This window comes from Allobranchiibius sp. CTAmp26, from assembly GCF_017565405.1.
Lineage (GTDB): Bacteria > Actinomycetota > Actinomycetes > Actinomycetales > Dermatophilaceae > Allobranchiibius.
Window position 1 is genome coordinate 73,445 of record NZ_JAGEKR010000015.1, and the last position, 13,673, is coordinate 87,117.

10 protein-coding genes are annotated in these 13,673 nt (G+C 70.8%); 4 read left to right on the forward strand and 6 right to left on the reverse strand.

What is annotated here, in order from left to right:
• Positions 1-5 precede the first annotated feature (5 nt).
• The 3 genes from J4030_RS10880 to J4030_RS10890 are packed head-to-tail and all read left to right on the forward strand — an operon-like array spanning position 6 to position 4,793.
• Positions 6-2,312, forward strand: coding sequence for a glycosyltransferase (locus J4030_RS10880; RefSeq protein ID WP_208049246.1), 2,307 nt, complete (start codon positions 6-8; stop codon positions 2,310-2,312).
• The gene (locus J4030_RS10885) at positions 2,312-3,151 is read left to right on the forward strand and encodes a hypothetical protein (RefSeq protein ID WP_208049247.1); all 840 of its coding nucleotides are present in this window, start codon (positions 2,312-2,314) and stop codon (positions 3,149-3,151) included. The genes J4030_RS10880 and J4030_RS10885 overlap by 1 nt, the downstream gene beginning before the upstream one ends.
• The gene (locus J4030_RS10890; RefSeq protein ID WP_208049248.1) at positions 3,144-4,793 is read left to right on the forward strand and encodes a hypothetical protein; all 1,650 of its coding nucleotides are present in this window, start codon (positions 3,144-3,146) and stop codon (positions 4,791-4,793) included. Before J4030_RS10885 ends, J4030_RS10890 begins: the two co-directional genes overlap by 8 nt.
• 374 nt (positions 4,794-5,167) lie before the next feature.
• Here J4030_RS10890 and J4030_RS10895 read toward each other — a convergent pair whose 3' ends face one another.
• From J4030_RS10895 to J4030_RS10905, 3 genes are read right to left on the reverse strand one after another with little or no spacing between them, the layout of a single operon-like run.
• Complete coding sequence (locus tag J4030_RS10895; RefSeq protein WP_208049249.1) at positions 5,168-6,838, reverse strand: hypothetical protein; 1,671 nt, start codon at positions 6,836-6,838, stop codon at positions 5,168-5,170.
• Positions 6,835-7,701: a hypothetical protein gene (locus tag J4030_RS10900; protein WP_208049250.1), complete on the reverse strand. Its 867-nt coding sequence runs from the start codon at positions 7,699-7,701 to the stop codon at positions 6,835-6,837. Before J4030_RS10900 ends, J4030_RS10895 begins: the two co-directional genes overlap by 4 nt.
• 1 nt (position 7,702) lies before the next feature.
• On the reverse strand, positions 7,703-8,527 hold the full coding sequence (locus J4030_RS10905) for a hypothetical protein (RefSeq protein ID WP_208049251.1): 825 nt from the start codon (positions 8,525-8,527) through the stop codon (positions 7,703-7,705).
• Positions 8,528-8,681: 154 nt separating this feature from the next.
• Here J4030_RS10905 and J4030_RS10910 point away from each other — a divergent pair, with 154 nt between their 5' ends.
• Positions 8,682-10,541, forward strand: coding sequence for a hypothetical protein (locus tag J4030_RS10910; protein ID WP_208049252.1), 1,860 nt, complete (start codon positions 8,682-8,684; stop codon positions 10,539-10,541).
• Between the two features lie 21 nt (positions 10,542-10,562).
• On the opposite strand, the gene J4030_RS10915 is transcribed toward J4030_RS10910, so the two are convergent.
• Genes J4030_RS10915 through pseB form a run of 3 tightly spaced genes read right to left on the reverse strand, consistent with a single transcriptional unit; the run spans position 10,563 to position 13,673 of the window.
• Complete coding sequence (locus J4030_RS10915; protein WP_208049253.1) at positions 10,563-11,549, reverse strand: hypothetical protein; 987 nt, start codon at positions 11,547-11,549, stop codon at positions 10,563-10,565.
• A 1-nt stretch (position 11,550) separates the two neighbouring features.
• Entirely contained in the window at positions 11,551-12,684 is a 1,134-nt protein-coding gene (locus J4030_RS10920; protein ID WP_208049254.1) for a DegT/DnrJ/EryC1/StrS aminotransferase family protein, read from the reverse strand.
• The gene (gene pseB / locus J4030_RS10925) at positions 12,684-13,673 is read right to left on the reverse strand and encodes a UDP-N-acetylglucosamine 4,6-dehydratase (inverting) (RefSeq protein ID WP_208049255.1); all 990 of its coding nucleotides are present in this window, start codon (positions 13,671-13,673) and stop codon (positions 12,684-12,686) included. Before pseB ends, J4030_RS10920 begins: the two co-directional genes overlap by 1 nt.

The window sequence follows — 13,673 nt, forward strand, 5'->3', positions numbered from 1 at the left end:
CGCCGGTGTCCGGTCCGCTCCTCTCGGTCGTCGTCCCCTACTACGGCGTCGAGAACTACATCGCGCCCTGCCTGGAGTCCATCCGGGTGCAGCGACTGCGCGACGTCGAGGTCATCCTCGTCGACGACGGCTCCCCCGACGCCAGCGTCGAGGTGGCACGGGAGTACGCGGACCGCGACGAGCGGTTCCGGATCGTCACCCAGGAGAACGCCGGGCTCGGACCCGCGCGCAACACCGGCACCCGGAACGCCACGGGGCGCTATCTGACGTTCATCGACAGCGACGACCTGGTGAGCCGCTCCAGCTTCGAGCTGATGGTGTCCTCCCTGGAGCGCAGCGGGTCATCGTTCGCGCTCAGCAACGCGCGTCGGTTCAGCCGCACCTCCGGAGTGCGGCAGAGCTGGACCCACGGTGGCATCTGCCGCGACACCGTCGCGGGCACAGACATCTTCGAGCGCCCCGGGCTGGTGGGCGACCGGATGGTGTGGAACAAGGTCTACCGGCGCAGCTTCTGGGACGACTACGGCTACGAGTTCCCGCCGATCCGCTACGAGGACTACCCCGTGACGCTCGGCGCGCACCTGGACGCCGTCACCGTCGACATCATCTCCGCTCACGGGTACTACTGGCGCGAAAGGGAATCCGGCGACTCCATCACCCAACAGGTCTTCCGGTACGACAACCTGCTGGACCGGGTGATCTCGGCCGAGATGGTGCTCGACCTGGCCGACCGCAAGGGCACGCCCGAGATCCGGGAGAACCTGCACTGGTATCTCGCGGGCATCGACCTGGCCGCGCTGTGCGCCGCGTTCGCCGTGGTGCCCGACGAGGACGTCGAGGCGTTGCTGCAGCTCGGCCACCGGCTGACCTCGCGATTGAGGTTCGACGCCGCCGCCCGCCCGCGGCTCGACCAGATCCAGTACCACGCGCTGCGGGCCTCCGACGTGCCGCTGCTGCGCGAGCTCGCCCGCTTCCGCGACGACGGTGGACTGGTCGGCGGGGTGTCGCTGCGCCGATCGTTGCGCAGGCCCTGGCGGTACGCCGCGGCGTACCCGGGTCACGACCGGTCCACCGCCCCGGAGCGCACCTACTCCTATCCCCTGACCGCCCTCAAGCTGTCCACGGCCGTCACGCACCTGCGCTGGGACGGTGACGACCTGGTCATCCAGGGCCGCGTCGAGCTCGAGCACTTCCCCGACGCGCCCGACTACGAGCTGGGCGTGAGCGCGGTGTGCGGTCTGAACCGGTACCCCCTGAAGGTGACGAGGCGGCGTACCAGGAACCTGCGCGGCGGGGTCAGCGACGTCGGGTTCGAGACCCGGGTCGACGTGACCCGGCTGGCGCAGCGCTCGGACATGGTCTGGCCGCTGCGGTTCGAGGTCGACCTGACCAACGGCGGCATCCACCGCATCGGCATGCTGAAGGGGCTCTACGACGGCAGCCCGCGCTACGCGCCGTCGCGTCGGCTGGGCGGCGACGCACTGCTGCAGCCGGCGGCGTCCCAGGGCGGGGTGCTCGCGGTCTTCCGCGTCTACGCACCGACGATCGTCACCGACGTACGCGCCGACGGCACCGATCTGGTCATCGAGGGGTCCATCCCCGACCGGTCCACCCTTGCCACCCTGGAGATCGGCAGGGCCCGACCTCTGCCGCCGGCGACCTTCCCTGCGGTGCTGCACCAGCAGCGCGGCAGCACCCGTTTCGAGGTGCGGGTCCCTGCCGCTCAGGTACTCGAGGGCGACCACGCCGACGATCCGTTCACCCAGACATCCGTGCGCTCGGTGGAGCTCATCACCGACATCGGCCCGGTGCCGCTGTCGTGGCCGGAGCACCGGCGCAACGTGGCCGTCGAGGTGGCCGATGAGCTCGTGAGTCTCACGCGCACGCCGTTCGGGCTGATGCGCCTGACCCACGGCCCGGCCCGTCCGTCCGCGTACCTGGTGCAGCACGACGAAGGCGACGTCGTGGTGCACGGCGTCGTCTGGCAGGGCATAGCGGTGAGCGGGATGGCGTGGCGCAGGTATCTGCCCGGCAGCGACGACTTCGTCGAGGTCCCATGTGAATACGACGTCGCAGCAGGAGAATTCACCGCAACCGCGGGATCGGCGCTCCTGATCCCGCTCGTGGACGAGCCGGTCGTCCCCGGGGCCCCCGCAGCCGACTGGACGTTGTTCGCGCACATCGAGGGCGGTGACTTCCCCGTAGCGTGTCAGCCCGGGGCGGCCGGCGGGCTTCCTCACGAGCTGGAGGTGGGCGGGCGGCTGCTCATCCTCACCACCAGCGCCGAGACCGTGCGGGCTCAGGTGCGCTGATGCATCCGGACAACCACCGCTTCGGCCACGCGCAGATCCTCGCGGTCTACGTCAACCCCGACCACGAGCGCCTCGACCCGTGGAGCCCGCCGAGCATCCGAGGACGGCTGCAGCCGGAGTGGGACCTCACGACGCGTTGGGAGCGGCCGGCGGATGCGCAGGACAGCCTGCCGGTGTTCGTCTGGAGCGACGTGGCACGTCGGCGTCGCCTGGCGAGCGGACGGTCATCGGGTTTCGCTCTCGGCGCCCCGTGGGCCTATCTGCAGACGCTGGATCGTGATGCGTTCCGCAGCGAGGAGGAGCTCACGCTGCGGGAGGAGGAGCCGCCCGCACCGGTCGTGCCGCGCGGCACCTTGTTCCTGCCCAGCCACGGGATCCAGGGTCAGCACCTGGCCCGCAGGCTCGCGACCCACCTGCGGCGCACCTGCGGTTCCGTGACCGTGGGCTTGTCGCCCGCCGACGAGGCGGTCCCGGCGCTGCGCGCTGCCTACACCGATCTCGGCCACGAGGTCGTCCCGCTCGGCCGCACGCAGGACGACCCGGGCACCGACGAACCGCGCCGTCTGGTGCGGTTGCGCGACCTCTTCGCCCGCCACAAGCGCGTTGCGGCGAACGCGCCCCGCGCGGAGCTGCTCTTCGCCGCGGCGACCCGCCTCCCGGTCGCCCTCGAGGGGCCGGCCGTCGGTGAGCAGGACCCCGTCCTGACAGATCTGGGACGACGCCTGGCGGCGCTGGACGAGACCGGCTGGCGGGAGTACGCCGACCGAGAGCTGGGTATCGCGCACGTGGTGCCGCCCGATGAACTGCGCACCCTCCTGGATTGGAACCGCCATGACTGATGTCATCGAAGGCGCTCTGCGCGCCGTGCACGACCACCCGGTCATCGCCGGGCCGGTCCTCCTCGATCTGTTGAGCGACGTTCTCCCGCAGTCCGATTCGCTCCTCGTGGTCGGCGCGACCGATCCTGCTCTTCTTCCCGTGCTGTGGACACTGGGTCGGTCCGTCACGGTGCTGGTCCGCTCCCACGACGACGCGGACCGGATCGCCGCCGAGGCGCCGGCTCAAGTGCGCGTCGTGGCGGGTTCGCTCGCGGCGTTCGCGGTCGGCGACCACGCGTCGTACGACGCGGTCGTGGCGGTGGACGGGCTGGACCGCAGCGGCGACCTCGCCGGCGCGGCCACCAGCTGGGCCGAGGCGCTGCACCTGCTGTGCGGCCAGTTGCGGCCCGGTGGCACGCTCGTGGTCGGCGCACGCAACCCCGCACGGCTCGACGAACTGCTGGCCGTGCCGGCCGCGCCGGACGCGGCCGAACGTGAGCTGGCGCCGGCCGGGCAGGATGCTTCCCGCCCTGCCGCCGTCGGCGACCTGGAGGCCGCGCTCGCGGCCGAGGGATTCCCGATCACCAGCGTGCACTGCGGTTTCGGGGACCCGCGCGACCTGCGGACCCTGGTCTCGGTCCGTGCGTTGGCCGACGGCGGCCCGGGCACCGTCACCACCTCGGTGGCACAGCGGGCGCTGGAGCGCACCGCCGGTCCGCGGGTCCTGCCGCCCGCAGCCCTGGTGCAGCGCTTGTCCCTCGCGGGCTCGCTGCCCAGCGCGGCGGCCGGCTGGATCGCGGTCGCTGGAGGACGCGGCAGGTCGGCGTACCTGCGCGACGGGGACGACGCCATCTGGCTCGACTCGTCGACCGACGGTCTCGTCACCGGCGGGAGCAGCAGGCGTGCGCTTCCGGTGACCCTTCCGACGTCGCCGACCGTGGAGCACCTGTTGCTGCGACACGTGGCGCTCGCCCAGACCGAGGAGTTCAGGTCGCTGGCCGCGCGACTGGGATCGTGGATGCGGGAGTCCGCGGCGTCGTTCGCCGGAGGCCCGGTGGACTTCGACGACATCCATCCCGTCGACGACGGCTTCGCACCCGGGTTGGGCCTGGGCGACCGGCCGGAGCACGGCGCGTCCGCGTCGTCGCCCGTGCTGCTCGACCGGGCCTGGCGACGCTTCGCGCACCGGTTGCAGGAGTCGGCGTACGAGCACCCCTGGCCCGCGACCATGTCCACCGAGCAGCTGGTCCAGCTGTGGCTCGGGATGTCGGGTGTCCTGGAGCCGGTCGTCGACGCGCAGGCTCCGCCGCTGCCCGCGTTGCCGGACGATCTGCGCTCGGCGCTGGACCGCGCGCGGCGCGAACACGACCTGGTGGAGTCGCTGCGCGCCGAATTGGACACCACGACACGCGTCCTCGCCGATCGCGACACCGCCCTGCAGCTGCGCGAGGCGCGGATCCGGGGTCTGCGCCGGGACCTGTTGACCGAGATTGAGGGCCGCGAGGCGGCCGTCGCGGCAACCGCGGCTCTCAAGTCCGGACGCACCTACCAGCTGGCCCGACGCGCCAGTCAGGTCGCCGACCTGCGCGATCCCAAGAAGCTGGCCCGGGTCGCCCTCAAGCGGGCCGACGGCGCGATCCGCGCGTACCGCCGGATGCGCTGACCCTGGCGAGGCGCAAGCACGGCCAGCGCTGCGTTCGGGACTGAGCGGGCCACAACAAGGTCGCCACCGCCCGTACGTGCTGCGTTCGGGACTGAGCGGGCCAAAACGACCGCGCCACCGCCCGTACGTGGTTCGGTTGCGGTCCCGCGTGCAGATTTCAGACGGCCTCGACCCATACATGTTGCGTTCGGGACCGAGCGGGCCACAACGACGGCGACACCGCCCGTAGGTGCCGCGTTCGGGACCGAGCGGGCCACAACGACGGCGCCACCGCCCGTAGGCGCTGCGTTCGGGACCGAGCGGGCCCAAACGACGGCGCGAACGCCCGTAGATGCTGCGTTCGGGACTGAGCGGGCCCAAACGACGGCGACGTGTCAGGGACGCAGGTTGCCGCCGAACTTGCGGATCGGGTTGATGATCGCGGCACCCGCGCGGTAGGTGATCGAGCGGCGCAGGTCCTCGGCCGAATCCTGCAGGATGCGCTGCTGTTTCACCGCCAGCTCCAACTCCTTACGGTGCCGCTCGGCACGTGCGCGCATCTCCCGTTCGCGCACGTTGAGCCGCTCCTCGAACCAGCGCGAGCGCGATGCCAGCGCCTGGTTGGTCTCGGTGAGCCGCTCGACCACGGCCAGCAGACCGGAGACGTCGTGGGCGGGCAGACCGGCCGGTTCGTCGGCGGCAGGCAACAGACCTTCGGGTACGTCGTCAGCGGGCAGCCCGACCATCGCACCCAGCGTCGCCAGCATGGTGGTGTCGTCGGTGGCCGCCGGCCAGGGGTGCCGCGAACCGCGCGCCCGGATGACGAGCACGAGATCGGCGAGCGCAGCCCACGTCGCGTCGTCGACCGGGCGGTCGTCCTCGGCCGGGGCCAGCACCTGGAAGCCGTCCTCGTCCAGCACGACGTTGTCGACCCGGGTGTCCGCCACATCGCGGGGCAGCACACCGTCCGTCGCGCGCCCGACCAGCCACCCCCGGTACCGCACCAGGAGTGCCCGCAGCCCAGCGACGTCCTGCGCCGCGCATGCGTCGAGCGCCACGCCCGAGAGCGATTCGGCGCGGGCACTGACCGGCACGACGGCGTCGGGAGCGCCCGGCACCCGGCGCAGCACCCGACCGTCCGCATCGGTGTACGTCGCGACCCGACCGGCTGCGTCGTCCGCGAGGATGCAGGCGCCGTCGTACGCGTCCACCGGGGTCGGCCCGGCGATGAGCACCCAGCCCGAGCAGAGCTGGGGCAGACGCCCGGACAGCACGGCGGCCCGGGTCATCCGGCTGGGATCGGCACCGACCCGGCGGTAGGCCGGTGAGCCCAGCGTGAGCGCGCCGAGCAGGGTGGTCAGCTCCGGCGAGAGGTGGTCGATCCCGCTGACGAGGACGGTCTGCTCCTGCCAGGTGGGCAGCGCACCCAGCACCTGCACCGAGCCCAGATCGGCCGCGACCTCGGTCAGGGCTTGCAGCGACCGCGGGCGACTCGCGTCGAAGGTCGTGGTCACCGACCAGTCCTCGTCGTGGTCGCTGGTGTAGCGGGAGTGCAGGCTGGTGATGCGCTGCAGGCCGAGCTCGTTCTCGACGCCGAGGAGCAGCCGGCCGCCGGGAGCCACCAGACGGCGTACCCCGTCGTAGACCTGCGCCCACGTCATCGGCTCGCTCTCCGGCGACCAGATGCGGGTGACGTCGTCCAGCGCCACGACCAGGTCGTAGGGCTCGGGCTGCTGCAGCAGGGTCGCCGCGCTCGCGCACTGCACCTCGACCGACTCGTGCTCCAGGAGCGCGTTGCCGATGGTGACGGCGTCGGGGATCGAACGGGTGATGACGCTGAGGTGGGAGACCTGCGGCGCGAGCCCCGTGATCAGGTCCAGCGAGTGCGGACCGACAACGGCGACCCGGTGCCCGGGCTGCACCAGCTCCTGCACGAGAGCCCGCTGCGCGGCGCTCCCGCCGGCGGGGTGGTGCTCCAGGTCGGACCAGTTCTGCATGGCCCCGGGGCCGAGCTGCACGTTGTGCGGGCGGCTGGTGCCGCCCGCGGGGAGCGCCGTGGTGGTCATGCGGTCACAACTTCCTGGTCGATCGCCTCGGTCAAGGCCCATTCGTCCTGCCACCCGAACACCTCGCGCAGCTCCTCCGGCGACATCATCGCGTCCCGGCCAAGTTCGCGGTCCGCGATCCGGCGGGCGACCTCCACGTCGGTGTGTTTGCCGTGCAGGTCGTGGAAGGTCCACTCGAGCAGCTGCTCGCCGTTGAAGCCGTCCTTGACCCCGATGAACTCCATCGGGTCGCCGTACACCGCCGGCTCCAGCCCGAGAGCGGCGCCGTAGAACGTGGCGGTCGAGAGCCGGTTGGACGCCACCCGCGTGTGCCGGCGCAGCTCACGCAGCTGCCGGTGCAGGAAGTCGTGGTTGCCGCCGGTCCAGAAGGTGCCGCGCTTGCCGTGGCAGATCACCCGGAAACCGGCGTCCTCGTACTTGGCGCGGATCTGCGGCTGCTCGAACTCCACGTAGTACAGGCACATGGTGACCGGCCCGGGCTCGGTCTCCTTGATCTCCGCGATGAGGCGGTCGTGGTCGCCGCTCACACCCTCGTAGTCGGCCGTGCCGTGGAACGGGTACCAGATGGTGCCTTCCGGCTCGGGTGCGTCCGGCTCGGGAGGCAGCATGCCGTCGAGGTAGAGGAACGGGCTGCCGGTCACGACGTAGTCCCGCCAGCCGATGGCCTGGCCGCGGCGGCGGCACACGTCCGACCACACGAACCGCGCGAACCCCTTCGGCGGGTTGTGCCCGTACCCGAAGCCGTGCACGAAGGTCCACCCGTGCTGCAGGATCCCGTTGATGCGAGGCGGATTGGTCCCGTCGAGGCCGCAGTACGCCGCGAAGATGTGCGCGTGCCCGTACCAGTGGTTGCTGGAGTCCATGTCAGGCGAATTTATCCCATGACAACGCGTGCGCGAGCAACGCGGGCGGCAGCGTCAGGTCCAGTCCGAGCTCGGCGCAGGCGACCTCCCGCGCCGCGTGCTCGGGGACCTGCACCTGGTGCAGCGTCGGGAACAACCGCCGCTGACGTTCCACGCCGCCGAGCACCGCGTGATCGCCGGCGAGCACCATCGGGTCGCCGTACACGCCGGTAGAGAGCCCGAGCGACGAGGCGTACAGCAGCGCCGACCCCATCCGGTTGCTGACGGCACGCCGGTGATTGCGCAGCTCCAGCAGCTGGCGGTCCAGGAAGTCGGCATCGCCGCCGACGTACATGTGGCCGCGCCGCCCGTGCGTGATCACCCGGAATCCCGCCTCCTCGTAGACCCGGCGCACGGCGGGCTTCTCGTGGTCGCTCCAGTAGAGGCAGGCGGTCAGCGGCACGTCGCCCTCGACGCGGCGGATCTCGGCGGCGTACGCCGCGTGGTCCCCCACGACGTCCTGCTCCTCCCAGCCGTGGAACGGGTAGACGATCGTGCCGCGCGCGTCGGGGAGGACCGTGCCCTGCAGGTCGTGCAGCTTCAGCAGATAGGCCCACGGCGAGCCGATGACGACATAGTCGCGCACTCCCAGGGACCGCCCGCGGCGCGCGACGGAGTGCGACCACACGAGTTTGGGGTAGCCCGGGACGAACTCGTGGCCCACCGCGAAGCCGTCGTGGGTGTTCCAGCCGTGCTGCAGGTAGCCCCAGATGTACGGCGGAGTGCTCAGCCCGCAGTACCGGGCCAGGATGGCGGCGTGTCCGTAGAAGACGTTGGCGTGGTGCACGGCGGTCAGCCGTCCGCCACCAGGTGCATCCCGTGACCATATCCAGACAGGCTGGTCCGCGGCTGAGCGTCCGCCGGATGCTCGTCTAGGCTGTCCGCTGGCCGCGGCGTCACCGGGAGGGTGACGGCGATCCATCGAAACAAAGGACCTGCAGTTGCAGCCGTACCAAGTCGACGAGTCCACGGGCAGCCGGCTCATCGGCGGCGACATGCTCGCCTGGGCCGACCTGCCCGCCGTGCCGACGCTCACCGCTGTCGGCTACCTCATGTCGCGGGTGGCACGCCTGCAGGATGCGGCTTCGGTGCTGCTCCTCGGCCCGCGGGCCGGGTCGCTGCTCGCCGGCCTTCCGACGCATCTCAAGGTCGACGTGCTCGTCCGCGGACTCCCCGATGCCCGCGCCCTGTCCGCGCTCAGCGGACTGCGCAGCCACCTCAACGTGTACTGCGGCGGCTTCGACTTCTTCGACCCGTCCGCGGCGTACGACCTCGTCGTGTGCCTCGACGGTCCCGAGGTGCTGCAGACCCCGGACTCCCAGGGCATGTCGCACGCCGAGGCGCTGTCCCGCTGCGCACGGTTCACGAACCTGGACGGGTTGCTGATCGCGACGATCTCCAACCAGCTCGGCCTCGACCACCTCTTCCGGCTCGAGATGCGCAGCATGTACGACGCGGACGACCAGTGGTACCGCGGTGCCCCGGGCTTCGACGTCCGCCGTCCGTACCCGCGTGAGCTCGGCGACCTGCTGGAGCAGGCGGGCCTGCGTGCCTCGTCGCGGTACTGCGTCTTCCCGTCGCCGACCGAGCCCTCGCTGCTCGCGTCGACCGACGTCCTCGACGATCCGCTGGTCGGCGGGCACCTCTCCGCCTTGATCCACGCGACCGAGGGCCGCCACTTCTCCGAACGTCCGTCCCTGGTCGACCCCTACCAGCTCTCGCGCACCATGATCGATGCCGGGATGGCGTTCGACCTGGCCCCGCTGTGGCTGATCGTCGCGCAGCGCAGCGAGGCGTCGATCGACAGCGGACCCGTCCTGCCGTCGGTGATCGCCGGCGAGGACGGCACGCTGCCGGAGTGGACCGCCGTCAGCACGATGTCCTCGACGCCCGACGGCTGGGCCCGCGGCGTGCACTCGCCCCAGAACACCAGCGAGATGACCGAGCGCCGCGTGGGGCGCGACCTGTCCATCGTGGGCCAGAGGGTCCCGACCGGTCGCATCCTGGAAGCCGTGCTACGCGAAGCGTGCGCCGGCGGCAACATCGCCACGATCCGGCGGATCGTGCAGGGCTACGCCGAGTGGTTGACCGACGCGGACCGGTGGTCGGGCACGGCCGGCCGACGGCGTTTCTTCGCGACGCCCGACAACGTGATGCAGGGCGCCGACGGGGACTTCGACGTCTTCGACCCCAGCTGGTACTGGGCCGAGCACATCTCCGCCGACCTCAGCGTCCAGCGCGGTCTGCGGGTCTTCGCCCGACGCCTCCTGCGGTCCGGCGGTGAGCACCCCTGGAAGCCCGACATCAGCCCGGACGCCCTGGCCCAGACGCTCTGCGTCATGGCCGACCTCCCATGGTCGTCGGGGACCTCCAACGAGATCGCCTCCCGCGAGGCGGAGTTGCAGGTGGCGGTCTTCGGCGGTGACTCCCTGGCGGAGAACCAGTCGTTCACCACCAACTTGGAGTCCGGAGTGTCCCAGTTCTCCTCCACGCCCGGACCCTCCCGCGGGTACCGCGAGAGCCTGGATCTCACGGGGCGGATGTCCTCGGAGCTGTTCGACCGCGGGGGTCAGGTCGTGTGGCTGGAGAGCACCGTCCGGCAGCGCGACGTGCAGGTCGGGGAACTGGAGAACACCCTGGCGTCCGTTCGCGCGTCCGTCAGCTTCAAGATCGGCCGCGGCGTCACGCTGCCCGGTCGCGCCGTGGTCAAGTCCGGGCGCCGTGCAGCGCTCTCGGCGCTTCCTCCCGGCATCATGTCCAAGGTCGAGCGGGCGATACGGGGCCTGTCGGCGCGGCGCTGAGCGCCGGCCGACGGCGGCGCCTCAGATCAGGGCGGTGTCGTCGGCCGGGGATCCCGGTGCGGGCTCCGGATCGGCCATCACCTGGTCGTCGGTGGGGATCCGGGCAAGCTTCTCGTGCCCCTTCATGCCCGACCCGGCCATCATCGACAGACTCGCCAGCGGCGCCGTCCCCGGGACGGCCTGACGCGCGTCCTCCCAGCCGAGCACCGAGCGCAGCTCGCGCGGGGTGAGCAGGACGTCCTGACCGAGCTCGTACCGGGCCAACCGCTGCGCGTAGTCGCGGGGTACGAAGGGCTGATGCAGCTGCTGGTAGAGACGGATCTGCTTCTCCCGGCCGCCCAGCGCCGCGCGCTCGGCCTGCAGGATCATCGGATCGCCGTAGATGCCGATGTCCGCGCCCACGCTCGCGCCGTAGATGAGCGCGCTGCCGAGCCGGTTGCTGACGACCCGCTTGTGCCGGCGCAGCTCGTCCAGCTGCTTGTCCAGGAAGTGCACGTCGGTGCCCTTCCACATGTGTCCGCGGTAGCCGTGGCTGATCACCCGGAACCCGGCATCCTCGTACGACCGGCGCACCGAGGCGTCCTTGAACTCGTTCCAGTACAGACAGATGGTGATGGGCACATCGCCCTCCACCCGGCGGATGTCACGCACGTAGGAGTCGTGACTGCCGATGACGTTCTGCTGCTCCCAGCCGTGGAACGGGTAGACGATGGTGCCCTCGCGCTCCGGCTCGGGCGTGTCGCCGTAGCGTTCCTCGGATTTCAGCAGGTACGCCCACGGCGAGCCGACCACTTCCACGTCGCGCAGCCCGGTCGCCCAGGCACGGCGGGCCACCGAGTCCGCCCACACGAACTTGGGGAAATTGGGCGCGAAGTAGGTGCCCACCGCGAAGCCGTCGTGGGTGTTCCAGCCGTGCTGCAGGTAGCCCCAGATGCGCGGCACCTCGGCCAGCCCGGCGTACCGGGCCAGGATGTGGGCGTGTCCGTAGAAGTGGTTCGCGTGGTGCATCTCAACCCCGGAAGAAGGTGGCGATCAGGTCGATGACCTTGTCGACGTCATCGTCGCGCAGGTCGGAGAACATCGGCAGACTGAGCTCCTGCTCGGAATAGGTCTCGGCCACCGGGCACATGCCGCGACGGTAGCCGCGGTCGGCGAAGTAGGGCTGCCAATGCACCGGAATGTAGTTGACCTGGACCAGGATGCCCTGGGAGCGCAGGTGATCGAACAGCTCGCGGCGACGACCGTCCCGGATCCGCAGGGGGTAGAGGTGCCACATCGGGTCGGCCTCGGGGCGGTGCCCGGGCAGTCGCAGTTCCTCGATCCCGGCGAGCCCCGCGTTGTAGCGGTCGGCGATCTGCTGACGACGGGTCTTGAACTGCTGCAACCGCTTCAGCTGGTTGGAACCGAGGGCGGCGAGCACGTCGGGCAATCGGTAGTTGAGGCCGAGCTCGGAGATCTCGTAGTACCAGGCGCCGGGCGACTCGTGCCGCAGGTCCGCCTCGTCGCGCACCATGCCGATGCCCTTGAACCGGCGCGCGCGGTCCGTGACCTCCTGGTCGAGTGCGACCACTGCACCGCCCTCGGCCGTGGTGAGGTTCTTGGTCGGGAAGAAGGAGAACGTCGTCACGTCGGCCATCGAGCCGACCGCGACGCCGTCCAGCGCGCCGCCGATGCTGTGCGCGGCGTCCTGCAGCAGCAGTGCGCCGGCGTCGTGCGCGACCTTCGACAGGGCCGGCGCGTCGATGGGGTGTCCGCCGAAGTCGACGCCGGCGATCACCTTGGTACGCCCGGTCACGGCCGCTTGCGCGGCCTCGGGGTCGAGGTTGCCGGTGTCCTCGGACACGTCGGCGAAGACCACGTCGGCGCCCTGCCAGATCGCGCAGGTCGCGGTCGCGAGGAAGGTCAGCGGCGTCGTGACGACCTCGTCGCCCGCGCCGATGCCGAGACCGGCGTACGCCGTATGCAGCGCCGCGGTGCCCGAGCTGACCGCCACTGCGGATCCGCTCACCCCGGCGACGCGGGCGATGTCGTCCTCGAACCGGCTGACCGCCGGACCGGTGGTCAGCCAGTCACCGCGCAGCACCTGCGCGACGGCCTCGATGTCCGACTCGTCGATCGACTGACGTCCATATGGGACGACCATTAAATACCCGACTCGAGCACCTTGCGGATGTCCTCGGCGGAGTACCACAGGTCGTTCTTGTCCGAGGAGCAGTGGAAGCCTTCCGGCACCCGGACGGCGTCCTTGATCGGCTGGTAGCCCCAGGTGCCGAGCTCGGGCTCGAGGACGTAGTACTTGCCGTCCATCACGATGACCGCGCGGCGCCCCTCCTCCGGGCTGATCATCTCCTCGTGCAGCTTCTCGCCGGGCCGCAGGCCGATGTCGTGCATCTTCGCGCCGGGCGCGACGGCCTGCGCCAGGTCGGTCACCATGTGCGAGGGGATGTGCGGCACGACCAGCTCGCCGCCCTGCATCATGTCGAAGGTGTCGAGCACCATCTGCACAGCGTCGGGCAGGGTGATCAGGAAGCGCGTACAGCGCAGGTCGGTGATCGGCAGCGACTCCCCCGCGGCGTGCAGCGCGCGGAACTTGGGGATGATCGAGCCGCGCGAGCCGGTGACGTTGCCGTAGCGCACCACGGCGAACCGGCTGGGGTACGCCGCGGCGTAGTGGTTGCCGAGGATGAAGAGCTTGTCGGCGGTCAGCTTCGTCGCGCCGTAGAGGTTGATCGGGCTGGAGGCCTTGTCCGTCGACAGCGCGACGACCTTCTGCACACCGGAGTCGATGGCGGCCTCGACGACGTTCTGGCTGCCGAGCACGTTGGTCTTGACGAACTCGAACGGGTTGTACTCGCCCGTGTCGACCTGCTTCAGCGCGGCGGCGTGCACCACGTAGTCCACCTGGTGCATCGCGCGCTTGAGGCGGTCCAGGTCGCGCACGTCGCCGATGAACCAGCGCAGCCGCGGGTCGTCGCCGAACAACTGACGCGCTTCCCACTGCTTGAGCTCGTCGCGTGAGTAGATGACCACCCGCTTCGGGCCGACATCGGCCAGCAGTCGGGTGATGAACGCCTTGCCGAAAGATCCGGTGCCACCGGTGACGAGGATGGACGAACCTTCAAGAATGCTCAC